The 22,253-nt window shown below is 64.1% G+C and carries 23 protein-coding genes; 10 read left to right on the forward strand and 13 right to left on the reverse strand.

The annotated features are described in order from the left end of the window. Positions 1–178: 178 nt before the first annotated feature. Positions 179–916, reverse strand: a complete 738-nt coding sequence (locus P0Y33_RS05455; protein WP_279529535.1) for a fumarylacetoacetate hydrolase family protein — start codon at positions 914–916, stop codon at positions 179–181. Positions 917–1,035: 119 nt separating this feature from the next. On the opposite strand from P0Y33_RS05455, the gene P0Y33_RS05460 reads away from it, so the two are divergent. The 3 genes from P0Y33_RS05460 (at position 1,036) to P0Y33_RS05470 (ending at position 3,110) form a co-directional block, all read left to right on the forward strand. Then, complete coding sequence (locus P0Y33_RS05460; RefSeq protein ID WP_279529536.1) at positions 1,036–1,764, forward strand: metal-dependent hydrolase; 729 nt, start codon at positions 1,036–1,038, stop codon at positions 1,762–1,764. 98 nt (positions 1,765–1,862) lie between these two features. Next, on the forward strand, positions 1,863–2,261 hold the full coding sequence (locus P0Y33_RS05465; protein ID WP_279529537.1) for an OsmC family protein: 399 nt from the start codon (positions 1,863–1,865) through the stop codon (positions 2,259–2,261). Between the two features lie 390 nt (positions 2,262–2,651). Beyond that, a complete protein-coding gene (locus P0Y33_RS05470; protein WP_279529538.1) occupies positions 2,652–3,110 on the forward strand; it encodes a DUF5799 family protein in 459 nt (152 codons plus the stop codon). Here the strand turns inward: P0Y33_RS05470 and P0Y33_RS05475 are convergent, their stop codons facing one another. After that, on the reverse strand, positions 3,111–3,260 hold the full coding sequence (locus P0Y33_RS05475; RefSeq protein WP_279529539.1) for a DUF7557 family protein: 150 nt from the start codon (positions 3,258–3,260) through the stop codon (positions 3,111–3,113). It abuts the gene before it with no gap. 110 nt (positions 3,261–3,370) lie between these two features. Between P0Y33_RS05475 and P0Y33_RS05480 the strand changes: the two genes are divergently transcribed. Next, positions 3,371–3,661, forward strand: coding sequence for a DUF5779 family protein (locus tag P0Y33_RS05480; RefSeq protein ID WP_279529540.1), 291 nt, complete (start codon positions 3,371–3,373; stop codon positions 3,659–3,661). A gap of 145 nt (positions 3,662–3,806) precedes the next feature. On the opposite strand, the gene P0Y33_RS05485 is transcribed toward P0Y33_RS05480, so the two are convergent. Together P0Y33_RS05485 and P0Y33_RS05490 are read right to left on the reverse strand one after the other, a co-directional pair. Next, positions 3,807–4,349: a cupin domain-containing protein gene (locus tag P0Y33_RS05485; protein WP_279529541.1), complete on the reverse strand. Its 543-nt coding sequence runs from the start codon at positions 4,347–4,349 to the stop codon at positions 3,807–3,809. A gap of 33 nt (positions 4,350–4,382) precedes the next feature. Then, on the reverse strand, positions 4,383–5,084 hold the full coding sequence (locus tag P0Y33_RS05490; RefSeq protein WP_279529542.1) for a VOC family protein: 702 nt from the start codon (positions 5,082–5,084) through the stop codon (positions 4,383–4,385). A gap of 90 nt (positions 5,085–5,174) precedes the next feature. On the opposite strand from P0Y33_RS05490, the gene P0Y33_RS05495 reads away from it, so the two are divergent. Then, positions 5,175–5,852 carry a hypothetical protein gene (locus tag P0Y33_RS05495; protein ID WP_279529543.1) on the forward strand — a complete coding sequence of 226 codons (678 nt, stop codon included), beginning with the start codon at positions 5,175–5,177 and terminating at the stop codon, positions 5,850–5,852. 49 nt (positions 5,853–5,901) lie between these two features. Continuing rightward, entirely contained in the window at positions 5,902–7,254 is a 1,353-nt protein-coding gene (locus P0Y33_RS05500; protein ID WP_279529544.1) for an outer membrane protein assembly factor BamB family protein, read from the forward strand. 11 nt (positions 7,255–7,265) lie between these two features. Here P0Y33_RS05500 and gfo6 read toward each other — a convergent pair whose 3' ends face one another. The 7 genes from gfo6 to P0Y33_RS05535 form a co-directional block, all read right to left on the reverse strand. Next, on the reverse strand, positions 7,266–8,345 hold the full coding sequence (gene gfo6 / locus P0Y33_RS05505) for a D-xylose 1-dehydrogenase Gfo6 (RefSeq protein ID WP_279529545.1): 1,080 nt from the start codon (positions 8,343–8,345) through the stop codon (positions 7,266–7,268). Positions 8,346–8,449: 104 nt separating this feature from the next. Further along, on the reverse strand, positions 8,450–12,526 hold the full coding sequence (locus tag P0Y33_RS05510; protein ID WP_279529546.1) for a beta strand repeat-containing protein: 4,077 nt from the start codon (positions 12,524–12,526) through the stop codon (positions 8,450–8,452). A gap of 171 nt (positions 12,527–12,697) precedes the next feature. After that, on the reverse strand, positions 12,698–13,603 hold the full coding sequence (gene aglJ, locus P0Y33_RS05515) for an S-layer glycoprotein N-glycosyltransferase AglJ (RefSeq protein ID WP_279529547.1): 906 nt from the start codon (positions 13,601–13,603) through the stop codon (positions 12,698–12,700). Between the two features lie 74 nt (positions 13,604–13,677). Beyond that, positions 13,678–13,887 carry a hypothetical protein gene (locus P0Y33_RS05520; RefSeq protein WP_279529548.1) on the reverse strand — a complete coding sequence of 70 codons (210 nt, stop codon included), beginning with the start codon at positions 13,885–13,887 and terminating at the stop codon, positions 13,678–13,680. Between the two features lie 160 nt (positions 13,888–14,047). Continuing rightward, positions 14,048–14,893: a hypothetical protein gene (locus P0Y33_RS05525; RefSeq protein ID WP_279529549.1), complete on the reverse strand. Its 846-nt coding sequence runs from the start codon at positions 14,891–14,893 to the stop codon at positions 14,048–14,050. A gap of 61 nt (positions 14,894–14,954) precedes the next feature. Then, on the reverse strand, positions 14,955–15,251 hold the full coding sequence (locus tag P0Y33_RS05530; RefSeq protein ID WP_279529550.1) for a DUF7526 family protein: 297 nt from the start codon (positions 15,249–15,251) through the stop codon (positions 14,955–14,957). A 72-nt stretch (positions 15,252–15,323) separates the two neighbouring features. Beyond that, on the reverse strand, positions 15,324–16,478 hold the full coding sequence (locus tag P0Y33_RS05535; protein WP_279529551.1) for a cobalamin-independent methionine synthase II family protein: 1,155 nt from the start codon (positions 16,476–16,478) through the stop codon (positions 15,324–15,326). 233 nt (positions 16,479–16,711) lie between these two features. Here P0Y33_RS05535 and P0Y33_RS05540 point away from each other — a divergent pair, with 233 nt between their 5' ends. The 4 genes from P0Y33_RS05540 to P0Y33_RS05555 all read left to right on the forward strand — a co-directional run bounded on the left by P0Y33_RS05540 (position 16,712) and on the right by P0Y33_RS05555 (position 19,920). Continuing rightward, positions 16,712–17,659, forward strand: coding sequence for a WD40/YVTN/BNR-like repeat-containing protein (locus P0Y33_RS05540; RefSeq protein ID WP_279529552.1), 948 nt, complete (start codon positions 16,712–16,714; stop codon positions 17,657–17,659). Positions 17,660–17,694: 35 nt separating this feature from the next. Continuing rightward, positions 17,695–18,180: a hypothetical protein gene (locus tag P0Y33_RS05545; protein ID WP_279529553.1), complete on the forward strand. Its 486-nt coding sequence runs from the start codon at positions 17,695–17,697 to the stop codon at positions 18,178–18,180. Between the two features lie 12 nt (positions 18,181–18,192). Continuing rightward, positions 18,193–19,110, forward strand: coding sequence for a hypothetical protein (locus tag P0Y33_RS05550; RefSeq protein ID WP_279529554.1), 918 nt, complete (start codon positions 18,193–18,195; stop codon positions 19,108–19,110). 117 nt (positions 19,111–19,227) lie between these two features. Continuing rightward, positions 19,228–19,920 carry a hypothetical protein gene (locus P0Y33_RS05555; RefSeq protein WP_279529555.1) on the forward strand — a complete coding sequence of 231 codons (693 nt, stop codon included), beginning with the start codon at positions 19,228–19,230 and terminating at the stop codon, positions 19,918–19,920. A gap of 12 nt (positions 19,921–19,932) precedes the next feature. Here the strand turns inward: P0Y33_RS05555 and P0Y33_RS05560 are convergent, their stop codons facing one another. Then, a complete protein-coding gene (locus tag P0Y33_RS05560; protein ID WP_279529556.1) occupies positions 19,933–20,994 on the reverse strand; it encodes a hypothetical protein in 1,062 nt (353 codons plus the stop codon). Next, entirely contained in the window at positions 20,978–22,237 is a 1,260-nt protein-coding gene (locus tag P0Y33_RS05565) for a hypothetical protein (RefSeq protein ID WP_279529557.1), read from the reverse strand. Before P0Y33_RS05565 ends, P0Y33_RS05560 begins: the two co-directional genes overlap by 17 nt. Positions 22,238–22,253: the final 16 nt, after the last annotated feature.

The raw sequence follows: 22,253 nt of genomic DNA on the forward strand, positions 1-22,253 counted from the left end.
CGACCTCGGTGGGAGAGGGTTCGATTAGCTGCCTGCGAGACGTCGCAGTCACTCAACGCCGTTGATTTCGGTATCACGGAATTACTCCAACACGAACGGCGAGCAACTAAAAAGCCTGACGACCGAGACATCGGCGCTCGGTTTGGTACCGATCCGAACAGTCTGATTCGTGAGGTTTCTATTCGGGATCGATGACGTCGTGCTCAAGCGTGCCAATGCCCTCGATCTCGACCTCAACGTGGTCGCCGTCCTCTAGGGGGGCGACGCCCGCAGGCGTGCCCGTGATAATCACGTCGCCCGCTTCGAGCGTCATATAGGCGGTAATCTCCTCGATCAGCTCGGGGACGGTGAAGATGAAGTCGTCGATGGAGGAGTTCTGTCGGGTCTCGCCGTTCACGCGGAGTTCGACCGAGGCGTCGTCCGGGACGTGTTCGGGGTCCGCGACGACGGGACCGAGCGGGCAGGCGTTGTCGAAGGCCTTCCCGCGGACCCAGTTTTGTTCTTGGCGCTGGTCGTCGCGGTTCGAGATGTCGTTCGCGATGGTGTAGCCCGCAACGACGTCTTCGGCATCGGCGGCGTCAACGTTCCGACACTGCTCACCGATCACGACGCCAAACTCAACCTCGTGTTCGACGCGCTCTTTGCCGGCGGGGAGTGTCACCGTCGAGTTATGCGTGGCGACGGTGTTCGGTGGCTTGAGGAAGAGGAGGGGACGCTCGGGGACGTCCATCCCTTGCTCTTCGGCGTGGGCCTCGTAGTTGAGGCCGACAGCGACGATCTTCGAGGGGTTGACGGGTGCGAGGACGTCGACCTCTGCGGGATCGTACTCCTCGCCGCCGAAGACGACGGTGTCGTCGTCGGTCCACTCGCCTTCACGGACGGTGCCAGCCGGATCACGGAATCGGACGTGACGCATACGCCGTTTCTCCCATCCTGTCGGGGTAAGCGTTCCGCCTTCGGCAAACCGAGCAGTTCCGACACGTTCCACACCCGCCATCACCCTTTATAAGATGTCCGTGAGTATCCCCATCCGTCATGCAACTCACCTGGTACGGCCACTCGACGTGGCACGTCGAAGTCGGCGAGACGGACCTGCTCATCGACCCGTTCTTCGACAACCCGAAGACGGACACCGACCCCGAGGAAGTCGACGCAGACCACGTCCTCGTCACACACGGGCACGCAGACCACATCGCGGACGCCGACCGCTTCCGCGGCGCCCACTTCGTCGGCACGCCCGAGGTCATCGAGTATCTCACCGAGCACTACGACATCGAGGACGGTACAGGTATGAACCTCGGCGGCACCGTCGAACTCGGCGACGCCTACGTGTCGATGGTCCGCGCCGACCACTCCAACGGCCTCGATACGGGCTATGGCGCCTCCGGCGGGATGCCCGCGGGCTACGTCATCTCCAATACGAAGCCGACGCAGGTCGCGGACGAGGAGAGTACGACCTTCTACCACGCGGGCGACACCTCTCTGCACACGGAGATGCGCGACGTCATCGCACCCTATCTCGAACCTGACGCGGCCGCGCTCCCCGTCGGCGACCACTTCACGATGGGGCCCTGGCAGGCCGCCGTCGCGACCGACTGGCTGAGCGTCGACCACGTCTTCCCGATGCACTACGACACCTTCCCACCGATCGAGATCGAGACCGAGGACTTCGAGCGAGAGGTGAAGGCTACCGGGAGCAGCGCCGAGGTCCACGTCCTCGACGGCGACGAGACGTTCGACCTCGGCGATGTCGTCGACGTCTGAGCCGACCCACCGACCACCTCGTCGTTTCTTTTCTCGGACGGCAACGCTCGCGAGAGACGACAACGCTTACACCGGCGGCGCGAGATGTATCGTCCGCTATGGCAGACATCGAAGTCACCAGCACGTCCGACGAAGGGTTCGTCACGAAGAGCCGCATCGGCGAGTTCCAGCTCACCGTCGACGCGACCGGTGAGGAGGGGCCCGACCCCAACGCGACGCTCGCAGCCGACTACGCCTCCTGCTACATCCCGGCGTTCCGCGTCGGCGCGCAGCAGCGTGGCCACGACGACCTCGGGAAGGTCGAGATCGACGTCTCCGCCGAACTCGACGAGGACGACGACCTCGAGGAGATCGCCTTCGACCTGAAGGTCGAGGCCGACGTCGACGACGAGGACCTCAAGGAGATCGTCGAGCGCGCCCACGACATCTGTCACGTCGACGCGGCGCTCCGCGACGACCTCCGCGCTGACGTCTCCGCGGAAGGCGACGCCTTCTGAGGCGGCGACTCGAAATCGGCTTGATCACGACTCGACCACACTTTTTCGACTCGACGACGCTCTCAACCAGTACGTGGATCGGCGGCCAGCGGGAGGTTCCGGTGGTACGTGTACGAACGACTCCGGGACTTGGAGGACACCTTTTTCCACGTCGGCCCGTGAGGTAGCGTATCTCCCTTCCAGACACTGCCCGAGAAATCCGTCTCCACTGCGACTGTGGCGACTGGATCGTCGTGGACGGGCCCGAACGTGAATCGTGCAGTTGTGGCGCGTCCTACGTCGTCAACGTGACACAGTTGACCGGTCCCGAGTGAGTCGCCGAGCGTTCGGGCGTGTCGTCGAGTGTCCGGCAGGCAAAGTCTAAAACCCCGGCCCGTCGTACGCGCACTCATGACTAACTGGCAGGACCGTATCGTCGGTGTACGGATGCAGGTCGACGACGAGTTCGAAGACCGCGTTGAGCAGTCGTCGTTCTCCCGACAGCAGTGGGGACTCGTCATGACGGCGGTCGACTTCGATATCGAGGACCCCGAGGACGAGGATGCGGCCCGCATCGTCGCCGACACGAGCAAACTGTCGAGCGTGATGCCCGAACTCGACAACGTCCAACAGCAGATGGCGTCGATGGGTGCGGGCGGGTCGGGGTCGCAGTCCGGGTCGAGCGGCGGCGGTCTCTTCGGGAAGGTGAAGTCCGCGCTCGGACTCGGCGGCTCCGGCGGTGGTGGCGGCGACGAACGCGAAGATGAGGCCGCGCAACTCGCAGAAGAGTACGCCGAGTTACTCCAGGAACGTCTCGAAGAATCCGGGCGGTGGGACGAAGTGCGGCGCGTCGCCGCAGAAGACCCCTGACTACTCGAGGTCGCCGCTGTGCTGCATCGTCAGCTCCTCGCTCTCGTAGATGTTGATGAGCTCGTTGACGAGCTGGTCGTAGGTCTCGTCTTCGGTTCGTAGCCCGTCGAGTCGCTCGATGGTGTCTTCGTCGAGGTGGATTTTCGGCATATTCGTCGGTTCGGACGGGCGCTCCTTAAAGCGTCTGGGCGAGTCGGGGTGAACTCCCGGCCGTCTCCGTCCGCGAAGGGTTTTATGCAGTTCCGCCCGTCGTCGGTGACATGAGCGATGGGTTCAGTCTGGACCTTCGAACCGCCGAGGAGGAGATCGACGTCGAGGGGTACGATGGACAGGTGGTCCTCGGTGTCCTCGACGGGTCGACGCCGGGCGAGGAGTGGCTCGAGGAGGTGAACGCGGGGAAGGTCCTCTTCCTCGACATTGTGGGAGACCTGAACGAACTCGCCGCCGAGTTCGCACCCGAGGTCAAGGAGTCCGGCGGGAAACTGATGCGCTTTCGCGGATTCCTCGTCGTCGTCCCGCCCGGCGTCGACCTCGACACCTCGCGGCTGTAGTCGTCTCGGGTCAGGTCAGGTCAGGTCAGGTCAGGTCAGGTCAGGTCAGGTCAGGTCAGGTCAGGTCAGGTCAGGTCAGGTCAGGTCAGGTCAGGTCAGGTCAGGTCAGGTCAGGTCAGGTCAGGTCAGGTCAGGTCAGGTCAGGTCAGGGACCGCTCGCGAACCGCTTCGCCTCCGCGCCACACTCCGCACAGTGGAGGACGTACACGACCTCGTCACCCTCTTCGAGGACCTCGTAGTCGCGACCGGTCGCCTCGCCACACTCGGGACACGTCTCGCGGATGACCGCCTGATCGAACTCCTTGGGCGCGCCGACGGCGACGAACCGGACGCGCTCGTCGTCGGCGTAGGCGAAGTTCGGTGCGCCCGCGGGAACGAAGAACGCCTCGTCTGCGCCCACTTCGTACTCGCCATCGGGCGTCTTCACGTGGAGCGTTCCCTCGAGCACGTAGAACAGTTCCTCGTGCTCGGGGTGGTAGTGGTAGCCCCACGGCACCTCCTCGCCCGGTGCTACCTCGTAGACGTTGAAGCCGAACGTGGTGGCGCCGACGGCCTCGTCGACCTCCTTCTTGTGGGTCGCCGGACTCGGCACGTCCGCGATTTCGTCGACGTCGACTTTCCGGTAGGCGTGGTCCCCGTCGAACGGCTCCGCGTCGAGGTCGGTCTCGCTCTCGGTATTGCCGGACATACGCCGACGTGGCGCGTCCACCCTCAAAAATCCCTATTCCCGTTCGACCGTCAGGTAGTGGCCGTCCGGGTCGCGGATGCGGACGGCGTTCGAGTCCTCGCGAACTTCGACGTCGAGTGCCCGCTCACCCACGGCCTCGATGGCGTCGAGAGGGGTACCGGAGAAGCGGAGGTCCGCGTGGACACCACCGCGTGCGTCCGCGAGCCCGCGGTGTGGTTCCCAGAGTTCGAGGGACATCGGCCCGTCTAGACGGATGCGCGGACGCTCGTCACCCCGGTCGACCGGTTCGAAGCCGAGTGCACGGTAGAAGTCCTCGGCGCGTTCGAGGTCCTCGACTTCGAGGACGACCTCGAAGACACCGGTCAGCCCGTCCGTCTCGTCGGAGACGTCGCGTTGGCCGATCTCCACGCAGTGGCCGTCGGGGTCGAAGAAGTAGAGCGAGGTAGCGTCGCCGAATGTTACCTCTTCGAGGTCGAAGGACTCGGAGAGCGCGTCGTACCACGCGTCGTATCGCTCGAACGGTGCCCCCATCGCGTAGTGGACGTGGAGCCCGCCACGCGGGACCGTCGACGGTTCGCGGAGCAGCAGGTCGGTCCCACCCACGTCGAGCGCGACGGCGTGACCATCTTCGATGTCGCGGGCCTCCCGCTGGAGGTGTCGTTCGTAGAACGCACGTGCCCGGTCGAGGTAGAGTACCTCCAGACCGAGGGCGTCGAGCGAGGTGAGGGTGGACATCGTCCGGGACCACGACGTGCCAACCCATAGACCTACCCCACACTCGGCACGACCACTTAACTCGGAGACGCGCGTCACTCCCGACGAACGATGGCCTTCAAGCAGAGCGGTCCCGGTGCACTCGAACGGATCGACGAGTTCGACGGGGACGGACACGCGGGTATCGGGTGGCTCGCCCACCCCGAGGAGACGATGCGTCGCGCGAGCCACGCGCTCGCCGTCGACGGCGAGGTGTGGGTGGTCGACCCGGTGGACGTCCCCGACCTCGACGCGCTCCTCGCGGAGTTCGGCGACGTGGCCGGCGTCGTGTGCTTGCTCGACCGCCACGAACGCGACTCGGCACAGGTGGCCGGTCGACACGACGTGCCCGTGTACGCGCCACCGTTCGTCGATCGGTCGTTCGAGGGCGTCCAGGTCGAGCGCTTCGCGGGCGAACTCGCCGACACAGGCCTCCATCTCGTCCAGGCAGTCGACCTGCCGGGGTGGCGCGAGGGCGCACTCTACGCACCCGACGAGACGCTCGTCGTCGCCGACGCCCTCGGGACGGCCGACTATTTTACCGTCGGCGCGGAACGGCTGGGCGTCCACCCGATGCTCCGTCCGCTCCCGCCCTCGAACCTCGCGGGACTCGGCCCTGAGCGCGTCCTCGTCGGCCACGGGACGGGTGTGATGGCGGACGGCGAGGAGGCCCTGCGAGTCGCACTGGGCGGTGCACGGAAGAACCTCCCGCGAGCGTGGTGGAACGCGCTGCGGGAGACGGTCGGGTGAGAACCCACACGGGACAAAGCTTACTGTGAACGTGTGGCACAGTCTAGGTATGCCGCCCTCCACCCGCCGTCGCGTGCTCCACGCGCTTGGCACCGGATTCGCGGTCGGTGCCGCCGGCTGCGCGACTACCGGAACGACAAGTACGACCACACGGACAACCGCCGAGACGACGACGTCCGAACCCACTGAGACGACCGAAACTACGGACGAGCCTGCGAACTTCGCATCCGAGGACTGGCGCGTCGAGTCGCTCAACGGTCCAGTCCAAGCGTTCTTCCTCCCGAACCGGCCGCCGACTCCCGAGACGCTGGGCGGACCCCTCTACACCGTCACCGAGTCCGGGCAAATCGCGCGTATCGCCGTCGCCGATGGGACGGTCGAGTGGACTGTCGACCTGACTGGAGTCCAACCGGACACCGACTCCTTTGTCACGACCGGAGAGCACTGCTTCCCCGTCAGCGACACGCGTAATCAGGAGACGCTCCGCAACTATGTCGACGCCGTCAACTTGGCTACCGGCGAACGGCAGTGGACGTTCGAGGCCCGGGAGTTCCTCACGGCGCTCGGCGTCGTCGACGGGATGCTCTACCTCGCAGGCCACTATATCAAGGCCCCACCGTCGGAAATTGGTCCCGAGCGGAGTGCAAAGGGCGAGGGCCGACTCCACGCGGTCGACATCGCTACTGGCGAGGAGCAGTGGTCCAGTACGCTCCCGGCGTTGCGGGGCGCGACCGTCGCCGATCACGGTCTCTATGCGACGGCGTGGCCCGAGGAGGCGAGCGAACTCCGACTCCATGCGTTCGACCTCGACGGCACCGAACGGTGGGTCGTCGGAACTGGGGCAGAAACGCCCCACGTTCCTGCCGTCGTCGAGGAGGGCGTCCTCGCCGGCACTGCATCCGGGTTCGGACTATACGCATCTGGAGACGGTGATGTCCGATGGCGCGTGCAGAAGTGGCAGAGCGGAGCGAGAGAGATCGTCGTCCTCGACGACGGGACCATCGCCGCGGGATGGCACCCTGTCGTCACGGTCTCTCAAGATGGAACAGTCACCCACCGACTCGCGGACCGGGGAATGGTGGTCCTCCCTGCGACACCGAGCACGCTCTACGTCGTTACCGGATCCAGTATCATCGCTGGCGACCGCCGCTCCGGCGGGTCACGGTGGCGTTACGACCCGGAGGACGCGAAGTACACGCACATCCAGGCAATCATCCGGGAGTGGGTCGCGGTCGACAAGGGCGTCGGCCGCAGTCAGGAGCTCCTCTTCCTTGACGAGGAGTCTGGAGCGGTCGGCGGACGGCTCACTGCACCTGGAGACTACCACGACGTCGTCGGCCTCGGCGAGAAACTGTTCGTCGGGACGGACGCTGGCGTGTACGCGTACGTCGTCAACGCCTGACAGCCACTACGTTATATATCCATCTCGACTGCGACGCGCTCGCCGGTCTCGGCCGACACGTAGAGGGCTTCGACGACGTGCATGTCGACCAACCCGTCCTCGCCGTCGGGTTCGACCGGTTCCCCGCGCTGGAGGTGGTTGGCGAAGTAGTCGAATTCCTCACGCATCTGGTTGGCCGTCTCTGGGCGGAACTCCCCAGTGACGCCGTCGCGAGTGAGGCGGAGGACGGTGTCCGTATCTGGGAAGAACACGCCTTCGAGTGTGAGTTCGCCTTCGGTGCCGACGAAGCGGAGACTGCTCGCGCCGGTGGCGCTGTGACTGACCGTACAGGCCGCGAGCAGCGAGTCCGAGAACTCGACGTGGAAGGCCGCGTGCTCGTCGACGCCCTCGAAGAAGCCACCGGTCGAGGTCGCGGTTGCTTGGACGGCGCGCGGGTCCGTGTCGAGGACGAAGCGCATCGTGTTCAGCGGATAGACACCGATGTCGTTGATGGTGGTGCCACCCGAGAGGTCGGGGTTGAGTCGCCAGGAGTCGGGGTCGGTGAATTCGACCATCGTATCGGACATGTGGCCGTTCACGGCGACGACGTCGCCGATGGCGCCACCCCGAACGAGGTCACGGGCGCGGCGGGCGGTCGACCCAGTCTGGACGCGGTACGCAGTCATCAGCGGGACGTCAGCCTCCTCGAAGGCGTCGACGATGGCTTCGGCGTCCTCGACGTCGGCCGCGAGGGGCTTCTCGCAGAGGACCGGTTTTCCGTGTTCGGCGGCCGCGACGGCCTGCTCACGGTGGACAGCGTTCGGCGTGCAGATGTAGACCGCGTCGTAGGCGTCGGTGGCTTCGCCGTTGAGGAATTCCTCGTAGGTGAGCGTCGCTTCCACGGTGTCGACCTCGTCGGCGAGGTCCGCGGCCTTCTCGGGTGAACTGGTTACGAGCGCCGACGTCACCGCGTAGTCGGCGTCTTCGACGGCCGGGATGGCTTGCTCGCGGGTCCACCAGCCGAGACCGACCATCGCGAATCGGATCGGTTCGGCGTCGGTCGGCTCTTCCCAGTCGCGTACAGCGAACGAGTCGAAGTAGTCGTCGAGCACGAACGGAGGTTCCGAGGCCGGGGAGAAAGACCTTCGCCTACTGGGCGAAGTCCACGAGAAGAACGACGAGACGACGCGGAAAGAATGTGTGCGGGCCGCGTGCGTCAGGTTGCGGACTGCTGGATCGTCTCGTACAGCGAGACGATGTCGGTGTAGCCGAAGTCACCGGAGTCGGTGTAGTCGAAGAGGTCTGCGTGCTGCTGGACGTTGGCGGTATCGCGTTTGGAGAACAGCGCGACGACGTCGTTGTAGTCGACCTCGCCGTTCCCGTTGACGTCCTCGTAGGTGCCGTCGTGGTCGAGGTCGTTCGGCGTCTCGTTCCCGACGATGACCGGGACGTCCCGGACTTCGAGCGTCGCGTTGTCGGTGCGCGTCTCGATTGCCGTTCCGTTGTCGTTCTCGATGGTCTTCACTGACACGGAGACGTTCACGGTGCCGTTGTCGACGCCGACTAGCTCGAGCGTGCCGAGACTGACGTTCTGAGCCTCGGACTGGACCGTCTCGTTCAGGTCGACAGCGTCGAACTCGACGGTGGTACGGTTCTCACTGACAGTGACGTTCCCGAGTGCGAACTGCTCACCGTAGTCGGCGGAGCCGTTGAAGACGGCCGTGGAGTTGTTCGGGACGGTCACGACGACGTTGTACCCCGAGACACCCTCGTAGGCGTACGAGAGCGTCAGATTCGCGGTCAGCGTCTCGTTCTCGGCGACAGAGCCGACACCTTCGAGCGTGAGATTGACGACGGCGTCGTCGCCGACGGTGATGGTGGTTTCGTCGTGTTCGTAGCCGTTCTTCGTGGCCGAGGCGGTGACCTCACCCCGGTTGGAGAAGGACGTGACGACCGTGCCGTTCGCGTCGGTCGTGAACGTCCGGTTCGGCAGCGTCACCGTCGCGTCCTCGACTGGCGTTCCGTCGGAGGTGACGGTGAAGGCGAGCGATTCACCGCGGTTCGGGTTGCTCTCGTTCGCGGTGATGTTGAGTTCGTCACCTGCCGCGTCGACGGTGACGTTCACCGAGCCGTTCAGGTATTCGTAGCCGTTGGTCTTGTTCTTCGTGGCGGTGACGGTGTACGTTCCCTGTTCCTCGGCGGTGAACGACGTGCTCACTTCTCCGTCGCCCCCCGTGTAGAGAGTTTCGTCGCCGACGTGTACCGTCGTGTTGGTGACGAGTGCGCTGTTCGGGTCAGTGGTCCGGAACGTGACGTTCTGCCCGGGCTGGATGGGGCTGCTCCGGTTCGCGCTCACCGTGAGCTGGACTTCTTCGTACCGGACGACGACCGTCGCGTTCGAGTTCGGACCCTGCGTGTAGTTCGTCGTCTTCGTGTCGTTCGGGACGAGCGTGAGGTTGTAGGTCCCCGGTCCGGGGAGCGTCACGACTTCGGTCCCGTTGATCGCGGTTAGCTTCGAGCCGTTCTCGAAGTTGACGATACCGTTGGCGTCGTGGCCGTCGGTGTCGTCGGCGCCGAGTTTGATGGGTTCAGTCGGACGAACCAGCGACTCATTCACACTGAGCACGACATCTTCCATCCGCTTCGAGATGGTGAAGTTCGTCGTGTCGTTGGCGTACTGGTAGCCGTTAGTTGGCTCTTTTGTGGCGACAGCCTGGTAGTCACCGGTCTCGGTGAAGGTTCGTGAGACCTGCCCGTCGGCGTTCGTTTCGAGGGTGTCACCGGCGACGTGGACCGTCGCGTTCGGAACCGGCGTACCCGAACTCTTCTCGGTTACGGTGAACGTGAGCGTCGACGTCGGCGGGAACGGTCCTTGCGTGTTGCCGTCCTGGTCTTTGTGCGTCACGACGAGTTTGCGGTCCGTGTAAGCGATCGTGACGTTCGCCGAGGTGCTCGTGTACTCCGTCGTTCGCGTCTTCGCTTTGGAGACGTTGGCGGTGTACTCGCCAGTGTCGTCGATGGAGGTTCTTGCAACCCCTGAGGAGTCAGTCGTGAGCGTCTGTCCAGCGATCGAGATCGTCGCGTTCGCGACTGCGGTTCCGCTACCGGCCTCGGTGACCGTGAACTCGATTGTCTCCGTGGGACGGAACGTGGTCTGTGAGTTACCGCCCGTGTCGGTCACCTTCACGGCGAGGTCGACGACATTCCGGGCGACGGTGATGTTCACGGAGTCGTTTCGGTAGGTAACGCCGCTCGTGTTCGTCTTCGAGGCGAGCGCGCGGTACGTGCCCTCGGTGTCGATACTCGTCGTGACGATGCCGTCACTTCCGGAGTCGAGTGTCTGTCCGGCGACCGTGACCGTCACGTTCGGGACCGTGTACCCGTTCGCGTTCTTCGTCTTGAAGAGGATGGTCTGGCCGGGGACGAACTCGGTCGTCGAGTCGCCGTCGAGGTTCTTGACGACGAGGTCGAGTTTACTCACGTCACGCGCGATCGTGACGTTCGTAGTCGTGTTGTGGTAGGTGACGCCGTTCGTCTGCGGTTTGGTGACGTTCACGAGGTACTCACCGACGTCGTCGATAGAGGTTCTTGCAACCCCTGAGGAGTCGGTCGTGAGCGTCTTCCCGGCGACCGCGACCGTCGCGTTTGCGACTTTGTCACCAGATCCGGCCTCCGTGACGGTGAACTCGAGTGTCGTTCCCGGGTGGTAGTACGACCGAGTGTTGCCGTTCGTATCGGAGACCGTGACTTTGAGCTGTGCGTCCTTGGTGTAGATCGTGACGTTCGTGGTCGTGCTCCGGTAGGTCGTGTTCTCGGTGTCTTCCTTCGAGATGACGGCCTCGTACGTACCGGCCGAGTCGAAGGTTGTCGTCGCGTATCCCTGGGAGTCGGTCGTGAGCGTCTTGTCCGCGACCGAGACGGTCGCGTTCGCGACTGCACTGCCGTCACCTTTCACGATGAAGCGGACAGTGTTCCCGACCTGGTACTTTCCGTTGTTGCTACCTTCGCCATTGTCGACTGTCACCGAAAGGTCGACGACATTTTTGGCGATGGTGAAGTTCTCGGAGTCGTTGAGGTAGTTGACGCCGTTTGCAGTCTCCTTCGAGGCGACCGCTGTGTATTCCCCGGTGTCGTCGATACTCGTCGTCACCGTCGCGTCGCTGCCGGTGTCAAGTGTCTTGCCGGCAACCATGACCGTTGCGTTCGGCTCGAGGTTGCTGTTTTCGTCTTTTACCGTGAAGGTGAGTTCTTCGTTGGGATTGGCGGTCGTGAGCGTATTACCGCCCGAATCCTTCGCGACGAGATTCAGTTGGTTCGTCTCCCGGGCGACTGTGATGTTGACGGACGTGTTCTGATAGTCCGTCTCGTTCGTATCGGACTTCGTGATGGAGGCGACGTAGTCACCGGTCTCGCTGATAGTCGTCGTCGCGACGCCAGAGGAGTCGGTTTCGAGTGTCTGTCCGGCGACCGAGACAGTCGCGTTCGCGACGGCGCTACTGTCGCTTGCGTCCGTCACCGTGAACCGAATCGTCTCGGTGGGCTTGAACGTAGTCTGTGTGTTCCCGTTCCCGTCAGCCACAGCCACCGCGAGATCCACGGTCGTCGTCGAGTCGGAGCCACTGTCCGTGGCGTTCTCGACCGTGATCGTCTGTTCGTACGTGGCCTGACTGCTATCCCGATAGTAGTCGTACGTGGCCGTATCGTTCGGGACGAGCGTGACGTTGTAGGTACCGCCCGTCTCGAACGTGTAGACCGTCGTGTGGTTGATGACGACTGATTGGTTGTCGAACGTGAGCGTGCCGTTGACCGGCGCGCCGTTACTGTCCGTCGCCGTGAATTTGACGGCGTCGGGTGCAGTGACGCTCGTTGTGTTCGCCTGCAATTTCACGTAGCGTCGCTGCTTGGTCACGTTCACGTCCGGTGAGTTCTCTTCGTACGTCGTCGAGTTCGTGTCCGGGACAGTGAAGTCGACCGTGTAGTTTCCGGCCTGCTGGGGGGTCCATGCGACGTTGGATGTGGAGTTCTCCACGTCGACGACGGTCCCGTTCGGTGCGGTGATCGTCCAATTCGCTGCGACGTTGTTTCCGTTCTCAGTTTTCGTCTTGAGTTTGATCTGTTTTCCAACCTTCGTGTAGCTCGATTGTACTGTGTAGTTGACGGTAACCGTCTCTGTCGTCGTTTGTGTCGTCGTGTTCTGTACGGTACTTCCAGTCGTCGTGGCTATCGCAGACCCGATTCCCGCGCTACTCACGAGGAGGAAGGCCATCGCGACAGCGGTGAGACGTCTTGACACCACAAAGACAGTTCTACTTCCAGACACGTAAAATTCTACAGTAATTGATATAGATTGTGGCCAACATGTTTCGATAATTAGTATCGGCGCTCTGGACGGCGTTCGGACACACCTGACACTGTCGCGGGCCGTCGGGCGGTTCGAGAGAGCTAACGGTCGGGGCGAATCGCGCTACTCTTCGAGGCGGCGCATCTGCTCGCGGTGCAGCGAGACGAGGAGGTCCGCGAGGACACCGAACATGAGGAGTTGGACGCCCAGCAGGATCGTGAACGCCGAGACGAGCGCCAATACCTCGTGTGAGACGCTCTGGACGATCCACTCGTAGCCGACGTAGACACCGACGAGCGCGCCGAACACCATCGAGACGGTGCCGACGCTCCCGAAGTAGAAGAGGGGGTTGTTCGTCTTCGCGAGTTTGTAGAGAGCGAAGATGATGCGTGCGCCGTCGCGGACGGGGTGGAGGTTCGTCTCTGACCCCGTCGGTCGGGCGAGATAGGTGATGGGGACGACCGTCGTCGTGATGTCGTGTTTCGCGCACTCGACGGCCATCTCCGTCTCGATGGCGAACCCTTCGGCCGTGAGGTGCATCCGCTGGAAAGAGTCGACTGTGAACGCCCGGTAGCCCGAGAGGATGTCGCCGTAGTCCCGCCCGTGGATCCAGCGGAACGCGCCATTGATGACCTTATTTCCGACCTTGTTGAGTCGGCTCATCGCTCCGGACTCCATATCTGCAAAGCGGTCGCCGATGACGTGCTCGGCGTCGCCTTCGAAGAGGGGTTCGAGCATCTGTTCGGCGTCTTCGGCGCGGTAGGTACCGTCGCCGTCGAGCATCAGGACGTGCTCCTGGTCGACGAGATCGACCCCTTCGCGGACGGCCTGTCCCTTCCCGCGCCCGGACTGCTCGACGACGCGTGCACCGTGCTCGCGGGCGATCTCCCGCGTGTCGTCGGTCGAGTGGCCGTCGACGACGAGGATGTTGTCGAAGCCGTGGTCTCGGAAGTCGTCGACGACGTCGCCGATGGTCTCTGCCTCGTCCAGCGTCGGGATGAGTACGCAGACCGACGACCTGTCCACCATTACTTCGAAGGCGGAGGGCAGAGGGAAAAAGCGTTCCGTGTTGGCTCACGGCGGCGACCCGCCAGTCGTGTCGGCTACTTGCCGCCGGCGCCGCCCGAGGAATCAGACTCGGTCCCCTCGATCGCCTCGTCGAGTCCGCTCTCGATCGCGCCGTCGAGGTCGACGCCGTCCTCATCGAGTCGGTCGTCGTCCTCGTTTTGGCTCTCGACGAGTTCTTTTTCTCCCGCTGTCTCGAGGTACAGTTCTCTGAGGTCGGAGTTGTCCTCGGCGTCAGTATCTGTCATGAAAACACTAGATGCTCCGAACGACACTGTATCTTGTGGCCACGACACATGCTTGAAAAGTGTGCACACAGGCGGTTACGCCACCAGTATCGGTCGAAAAGCATTCGACGGATGGGGTGGTATTCGGAGATTTCACCACCGGGGTGTAGGTAGTCACCGACTACTGACCGACGTCGCCGTCGAGGGACTCGCCGATGACGTCCGCGAGTGCCGCGCGGAACGCTTGGACGTCTACACCGTCGTCGAAGAGGCGCCGGTACTCCTCGCGGACGATAGTCTCGAAGACCCGTTCGTACACCGCGTCGAACGTGACCGGCCGGTCGTGGGCTTCGAGTTCGTCGACAACGCGCGACAGACGGGCCGTCGTGGCGTGTCGACGGGCGAGTGCTGCGGGTGATTCCGAGCGCGGTGCGTGGCTTTCGGTGTCCGTTTCGCGGACCGCCGGATTTCGCAGTTGGGCGCGGCCACCGCGTTTGTTCCTGACGAGGACCCCGGCCGCTGGTCCGTCGTACCATCGTGACGTCGGTATTTCGTAGTCACCCGGATCGAAGTCGCGCGTGTTGACCTCCCGGTCGACCGTGTCGAGCGGGTGGAGCCCGAGTTGGTCGACGACGGTCTCGACGGTCTCGGGCGCGAGAAACTGCTCGCGGCCGCCGTTCCAGACGTCGAATGCGAGAAACGAGGGGAGTCGCGCCCAGTCGTAGTCGACCGACTGGTGAATCGTCGCGACACCGAAGAAGACGACGTCCGTGGGGTCGTCGACCGCCGCTCGGAGGGCGTCGCGGTCGAGTCGCTCGCGGACGTGGCGAGCGGCGTGTCGGAAGCGGAGCGGGACGTCATCCGGTTTGTAGGTTCGCTCTCGGTCGCCGAAGCGGAGCGTCCCGTACTCGGTGAGTCGGAACCGGAGCGGAACACCGTCGACTAGTTCGTAGAGCCAGAGGTGGCCCTCCTCGAACAGCGCGTCGGGTGCGTTCGCGACGTCGGGGATGTCGGGGAACTCCTTCATCGGCGGGATGCGTCGAGAGTCGTGCGCCCGGTACTTGGCAGTGCCGTCCAGTTCGGCAGTTTCACTGGGCCGTCGCGTCGTACACGCCGGGCAACTCCGTCTCCTCGACGTCGAGCGAGACGACGTCGCCTTCCTCGGCGTCTGACCCGACGTCTTCGTCGACGACGACGGTCACGGCTTCGATGGGCTTGCCGCCGAGGTAGCCCAGGAGACGGTCGATCCACCCCACGGCACCCTCTCGGCAGACGAGGACGTACCGCGACTCTGCTCGGTCCCGGAGGTCGGGGTCGAGGTCGTGTTCGTCCAATTTCTCGGGAGGGATCACGTGGACGACCTCTCCCTCGAGCGTTTCGGCCATATCGAGAAGAGGGTCGGCTCACCCGAGACAGTGTCGGTCCGCGTCGACAAAAATCGGGAGCGGGTAGCCTGCTCAGAAGATTCGCTCGCTGGCGATCTCCGCACCCTCAGTGAGTGCGTCGAGTTTCGCCCACGCGATTTCGGGGTCGACCATGCCCAGTCCGGCCTGGGTGCCGAAGCCACAGTCCGGTGCGGCGACAATGCGCGACGGGTCGTCGACGACGTCGGCGACGCGTTCAATCCGGTCGGCAATGGTCTCCGGGTGGTCGATGATGTTCGTCTTCACGTCGACGACGCCCGGCATCAGCGTCCAGTCGTCGGGGAGCGGCTGCTCGGCGAACGCACGGTACTCGTGCTGGTGGCGGGGGTTCGCCTGCTCGACGCTGAGCCCCGAGATGTCCGCCTCGTAGATGACCGGCAACATCTCGGCGAGGTCGACGTCGAGGTGGTGGGGACCCTCGTAACTCCCCCAGCAGGTGTGGAGTCGGACCTGCTCTGCAGGGACGTTCTCGAGTGCCTCGTTGAGTGCCTCGACGTGGAGGCGCGTCGCGTCCTTGACCGCTTCGAGCGGTTCGTCCGCGAAGGCCTCCGTCTGGGCGGCGGTGAGCAGTTCGGGCGCGTCAATCTGGAGGGTCATCCCGGTCTCCGCGAGGATTTCGTACTCCTCCTGCATCGCGTCCGCGGCGTCGAAGAGGAACTCCTCGTAGGAGTCGTAGTAGTCGTTGACGTGGGTGGCCGTGACGATACTCGGCGACGCCGAGGTCATGAACGTCTCCTCGAAGTCGACGTCGACGTTGTCGAGCGCGTCGCGGAACGCCTCGAGCTCGGCCTCCGCCTCGTCGTGACCGGTGTACTCGATGGGACCGTCGACGACGGGCTGCATCGAGAGGTCAATGACGTCGGTCTTGAACGTCTCCTCGGCGTACTCCGGGAACTCCTGGAGGTCCGCCCAGAGTTCCTGCTCGCGTTTCCCGTCGATTCCGCTGAGGCGGTTCTCGACGTACCAGTTGAACGACACGCGCGGCTGCTCGCCGTTGTTGGCGATATCGAGGCCGACGTCGGCCTGTCGCTCGACGACCTGCTCGGTGGCTTCCTCGACGGTCTCGTCCCACTCGTCCTCGTCGACGTGCTCGCCCTCCTGACGCTTCTTGAGGAGGTCCAGGAGCTCCGGCGTGCGCGGGAGGCTCCCGATGTGCGTCGTGAGAATTCGGTCTTCGTCGTGTACCATTGGTTACTCTCAGTCGGGTGTCGACCCTAAAAGGGACGGATTCGAGAGCGCCGTCCGGTCCTCACCCACCGACAGTCATCAACCAAATATAGACATATTTCAAATATGTTTCGACGTTAAATTTAATGTAAATACTAAGAAAGAGTGTGAGTGCAATGTGGCATCTCGGTCCCCAACCCGAAGTCGGAAACTGGTACGAAGTAGAGTCGCCGACGACCAAGGCATATCACAGTGTGGTTTCGACGGTCGACGGTCCGTACGCCGTCGCAGACAAGGGTGTACTCGTCCGCCGACAGGACGACGGTGACTGGGCGGTCGTCTTCGACGACGGTCCCGCGACCCGCGACAACTCGCTGTTCGCCGCGGCCGCGACGGACGACGGCGAGCGCGTCTGGTTCGCCGGTTCCTCCGGTGCGCTCGGCTACTACGACGTGACGACCAACGAGAAGCACGACTACACTGCTCCGAAGGAGAAGACTTCGACCTGGGAGGCCATCGCGGTCTCCGGGAAGGCCGGCAACGAGAAACTCCTCGTCGCCAACGGTTCTGGCGAGGTTCTCCCCGGCTACGTCGACGGCTGCTGTCCCCAGTGGGGTCAGGTCTCCAAGCCCGACGGCACCGACTCCAGCACCGGTGGCTCCGGTGCGACGATCACCGGGCTCGCCGCCAGCCCCGACGGCTACGGCTACGCCATCAACTCCAGCGGCAGTGTCTTCATGACGACTGCCGACGACGCCTGGGAGAAGATCGGTATCGAGAACGCCCAGGTCAACTTCACGGACGTCTACGCCGACGGCGAGACGGTTCTCGTGACCGCGGGCAGCGGTCGCGTCTATCGCTACGAGCCGAACTGTAAGAACTGGACGCCGCTGGGCGTCGCTTCGGTCACGCTCAACTCCATCGCGCACGATGGAGACGAACTCGTCGCCGTCGGTAACGACGGTGTCGTCTTCCGCAAGAAGGGCAACAGCAAGTGGACGAAGCGGCCGACGCCGACCTCCAACGACCTCAACTCCGTGACCCTCTCCGACGGCATCGACGCGGCCGTCGGCAAGGCCGGCACCATCCTCGAGCGTGGTGACCGCGACGACCAGAACAAGAAGACGGGCAGCCAGCAGGACGGTTCGACGTCCGACTCGACGTCCGGCGACTCGACCTCGGACTCGACGACGTCGAGCTAACGACTTCGGGCGAATAGCCCTCCAACCAACTATCTATGCACGAAACGACACTCCGAGTGTTCTCCGCACTCCGTGAGCGCACCCGCGAAGAGGGATCGGAGAACTATCAGACACTCAACGACATCGCACAGGACGCGGGGCTCTCGCTCGACGAGGCGAGTACGGCCCTCGAGCGGCTCGTGATCGTCGACGCCGTCGAGAAGACCGAAAACGACGAGATGGCTTACCGGTCGCGTGACATCACCGTCGGGAAAATCGCGGACCGACTCGCCGCCGTCCACGACCTGCCCGACGACCGCCGCAACGCGGTCCTCGAACGGCTCCGCAGCGGCGACGTCGACCCCGATTCGCTGGTCGCACTCGTCGACGCTCTCGGCCTCGGCAAGACTGCCGAGGAAACCACCAACGGTGAGACTGGTCACAACCAGTCGAGCGCCGACGACAGTACCGCCCCGACCGACGACCGCGGTGTGTTCGCCTCGGTCAGCAACCGACTCTCCCGGTTCATGCCGGGGTCCTGACCCCCACCACCTATGACAACCTGGCAATTCGAGTCACAGTCGACGACGGGGGAATGGCAGAAAGCGAAGTCGCCGGTAGACAAGACGCTGTACGACGTGGCACAGACCCGGTACGGACCGGTTGCAGTCGGCGGGTCTGGACTCATCGTCGCCCGTTCGATGGACGATGGGAACTGGGGCGTGTTGTACGACGCAGGTCCCGGTGCAGAGAACCACGTGCTGAAGACGGCAGAGTCGACCGACGACGGCGGCCGGGTCTGGTTCGGAGGGAAGACGGGCGCCCTGGGGTTTTACGACCTTGAAGAGGGCGCGAAGTACGATCTCTCCGAACCGGAGGGCCGGGTTCCGACGTGGAACACGATGGCGGTCCACGGCGAACGCGGGTCTGAGAAGCTCCTGCTGGCGACGACGAGCGGGCAGGTGATGCTCGGCTACGTCGACGGGGTCGACGTGACGTGGGGGCAGATGACGAAACCTGACGGGACGACGTCGGTCACGGCGACGGACGCGGCACCCGATGGGTTCGGCTACGTGGTGAACTCGAACGGTGGCGCGTTCAAGACGTCGATCTACGAGGGGTGGCGACGCATCGGTATCGACGGCGCGGGCACGCTCGGCGGCGTCGCAGCCGAGAAAGACTCGCTGCTCGTCGTGACGAGTAGCGGGCGCGCCTACCGCTACGCGGAGGGCAACCAAGAGTGGACGCCCTACAAGGTCGGCGGCAACTCCCTCAACGGCGTCGACACGCAGGGCAAAGAGGCCCTCGCCGTCGGCGGCAGCGGGAGTATCTACCGGAGCTACAGTGGCTCCTGGTACGAGGCCGAGTCCCCCGCTGGCAATACCCTCCAAGCGGTCGCGATGGGTGAAGTCGACGTCGCCGTCGGCTCCGGCGGCGCCATCGTCGAACGTCTCACAGACCCCACCGCCTGATTCCCGCCAGGCGACACCGTCGCCGACGCGGGCAGGAACCCGACTTTCTCTTCACAATATATGCCTCAGCGCGATTCCGTACTGCCCAGCATCCCCTTGATCCGTCGAGGCGTTCGTGTGTCGACTCTCGTCCTCGGTGTCGCACTGTTCGCGACGCCGAGCGCTGCACACGGCGTGAATACCGCACACGACGGTCTCGGGTTGCCGGTTCTCCTGACTGCCGTCGTCGGATTCAGTCTACTCGGTGGCGGTGCGTTCGCGGTCGGCACTGACCGCTGTAGTCGGTACACCCACCGGCTCGTCCCCGCAATGCTGGTCCTCCTCGGCGTCTCCGCGGTTGGGCTCGCCGCCACACGGACACCGGACGTCGCAATGATCGGTGCTGCCGTCGGTGTCGGCGCTGTCACCGTTGTGGAGCGTCGGTTCGGATTTGGTTGCGGCATGACCGCCGACACGACGCTCGGTGCCGTGACGGTCCACCGTACGCTCGAAGGCAGCACGCTTGCAGTCGTCTACGCCGCGGACGCGACCCTCGCGTTGTTCGGGGCGCTCGCCCTCGCTGGCCACGCCGCCGCCGAGACGGCCGTCGTCGGCTCGCTATACGCCACGACTCGGGGCTGGCGAGATACGGCCGGTGCGGTCGGTCTCGTCCAGATCGGCTTCGTCGCCGGCGTGGCCGTCGGAGCCGGGTTCGTCGACGCCGTCCCGGCGATTGCTCGAACGGCGTTGTTTGGTCTCGTCGGCGGGGTGCTCGGCGCTGTCGGCGGTTTCGAAGCAGTCGACACAGGAAAAGCGGAATCGTCCGGCTGAGCTCCTCGCTCGCTACGACGAGATTTCGTGGATCGTGATACTCGCGTTCTGCGTCTCGTGTCCGGGATAGACGGCGGCGAACCCGAACGTACGAACCGGACGCCGCTCGTAGTTCACGCTGTCGACGACCCACTGTTCTTTGGCTGGGAGCTCCCAGTTGTGCTGCTCGTAGAGTGCCTGCACGTCGACGGTCGTCGAGACGCGTTCGCCGGGTTCGGCGGGGACGTAGACGTAGAGGTAGGACGGGTCCCCCTGTTGGTGGACGACAGTTCGATTCTCGACGTCGGCGAACACGACCCAGACGCGGTGATTCGACTCACGAACCCCGACGCCGACCGCTCGCGGTGGTTCTCCGGTCGTGTTCTGGACGACTGTGTGTGGCGTCGCCTCGACGTGGAGTGTCGAGGGGAACGCCGACTGCTGGTAGAGGCGAGCCATACTCCACGGTCCCGACTCCCGGTCGACCCCGCGTACCGACAGGGTCGCGCCCGACTCGTTCGGCGCCGACTCGATCACCGTCCGCTCGCCACGTCGGTCGGTCGTGACACGCGCCCACCGGTACGGGTAGTTCCCGCTCCCACTCTGGACGAGCCAATGCTGGAACGAGGGGTTGAGGACGTCTGGTGGTTTCCGCGCGTCGAGCGTGAAGATGGTCCGCAGTTGGTCGTCGACGCCCTCGTCGTTGACAGCGAGCATCGTTCGCGTCTCGTAGGGGATTGCGGCCGTCGCGACCGGCGCCCGGAGCCGATAGACCGCCGACTCACCGGGTTGGAGTGTCTCCGGTCCGTCGATCCGGTTCCAGTAGAAGTGCGTCATCAACTGGCCGTGGACGGTCTGGAACTCGGGGTCGATGGCGCGAGACTCCTGATTGTGGACGCGAATCGTGAGGACGCTCGCCCGGTGGATGTTGGTCGGGTCGCTGGTGTTGACGACCGTCACCTCGGCGTCGAGTCGCTTCTCCTGGAAGTCGGCGGCGACGCCGATGGCCCCGATGCCGACTGCGACGAGGAGGACGACCCCCACGACGACGCGCCGTTTCTGTCCCGACGAGAGGTCGCTACTCGGATCGAACATCAGTTCGGTTTCTCGTCACCAGTTGGTTCTCGGTGCGGAGGTGGCACAGGACGGCGTAGTACGCGATGGGCACGAAGAAGATGAAGTAGTTCTGCAGCGAGCGGTGGTTGACCCACAGGATGGCCATCGGGACGATCCACGCCACCCAGCGAAGCCGCTCGAAGTAGAGGAAGTAGACCACCAGCGCGATACACAGCACGCCGAGGAGGAGGAGCGTGTAGAAGCTCTTGGGCAACTGGAGGAAGCCACTCGACGTGATGAGGGTGAGCCCGATTCCCTGTTTGACCATCGGTGCACTCCCGGCGATGGGGGTGACGACGCTCTTGAGCCACGCGACCGGGCTCGATACGATGAACGGGAGATTCGGCAGGAGGAACGCCCCGAGGCCGTAGCCGATGCAGGTCTTCGCCCGGTCGGCGAATCCCGCGTAGGTCTCACTCTCGGCGTAGAGCCAGATGGCGAGGAACGGGCCGACGAACCAGGGGATCTGCTTGACGGCGAAGGCGAGTCCGACACAGATTGCCGCGATGCGGAGTCGCCCCTGTGTCCAGTACTTCATGCCGAAGAGCAACGCGAACACCCAGAGGATGTCGAAGACGCCGCCGAAACTGAACAGCGTCAGGTTCGGGTCGACGAACATGAGGACGAAGGGCGCGAGGACGAGTTCGTTCGGCGACTCGTAGACGAGGAAGAGGAGCGTCGCCAGCAGGACGGTGACAGTCGTCAGGTTCAGGTTCGGGATACCGAGGAGTGCCTGCGGGACGAAGGCGAGGAAGGCGAGTGCAGGGTAGGAGAACGTCGTGACGATCTCGCCGTCGATTCGGTAGGTGACGAACCGTTTGTCGATGGGGAACTGCTGGAACGCGGCCTCCATCGAGTGCGTGTAGGGGTTCTGTCCGCTGAGGACGAGGTCGACCGCGTAGCGAGTGAAGAGCATCGCGTCGGTCCCGATGTAGGACTTCGCGAGGTGAGACGTGTACGTCAGCGCGAACATGAGGAGGAGGAGGCCGACGATCGCGGCGGCGAGCCGCGAGTTCCAGTACTCGAGGTCGACGTCCGCGAGTGCCGCGTACAGGAGTGCGAAGGAGAGGAGGTAGGTGAGCAACAGGACACCGACGACGGACGGGTGTCCGATCGTCGAGAGGAAACTCCGGATCAGGTAGCCGAGCTTGAACAACACGGCCGCGGTGAGCACGGCCAGGATCTTGCTCGTGGCCCGTGCGGTGAGTTGTATCTGGGGCATCGATGAGGGATTATGA

This window comes from Halospeciosus flavus, assembly GCF_029814175.1.
GTDB classification, from domain to species: Archaea; Halobacteriota; Halobacteria; order Halobacteriales; family Halobacteriaceae; genus Halospeciosus; species Halospeciosus flavus.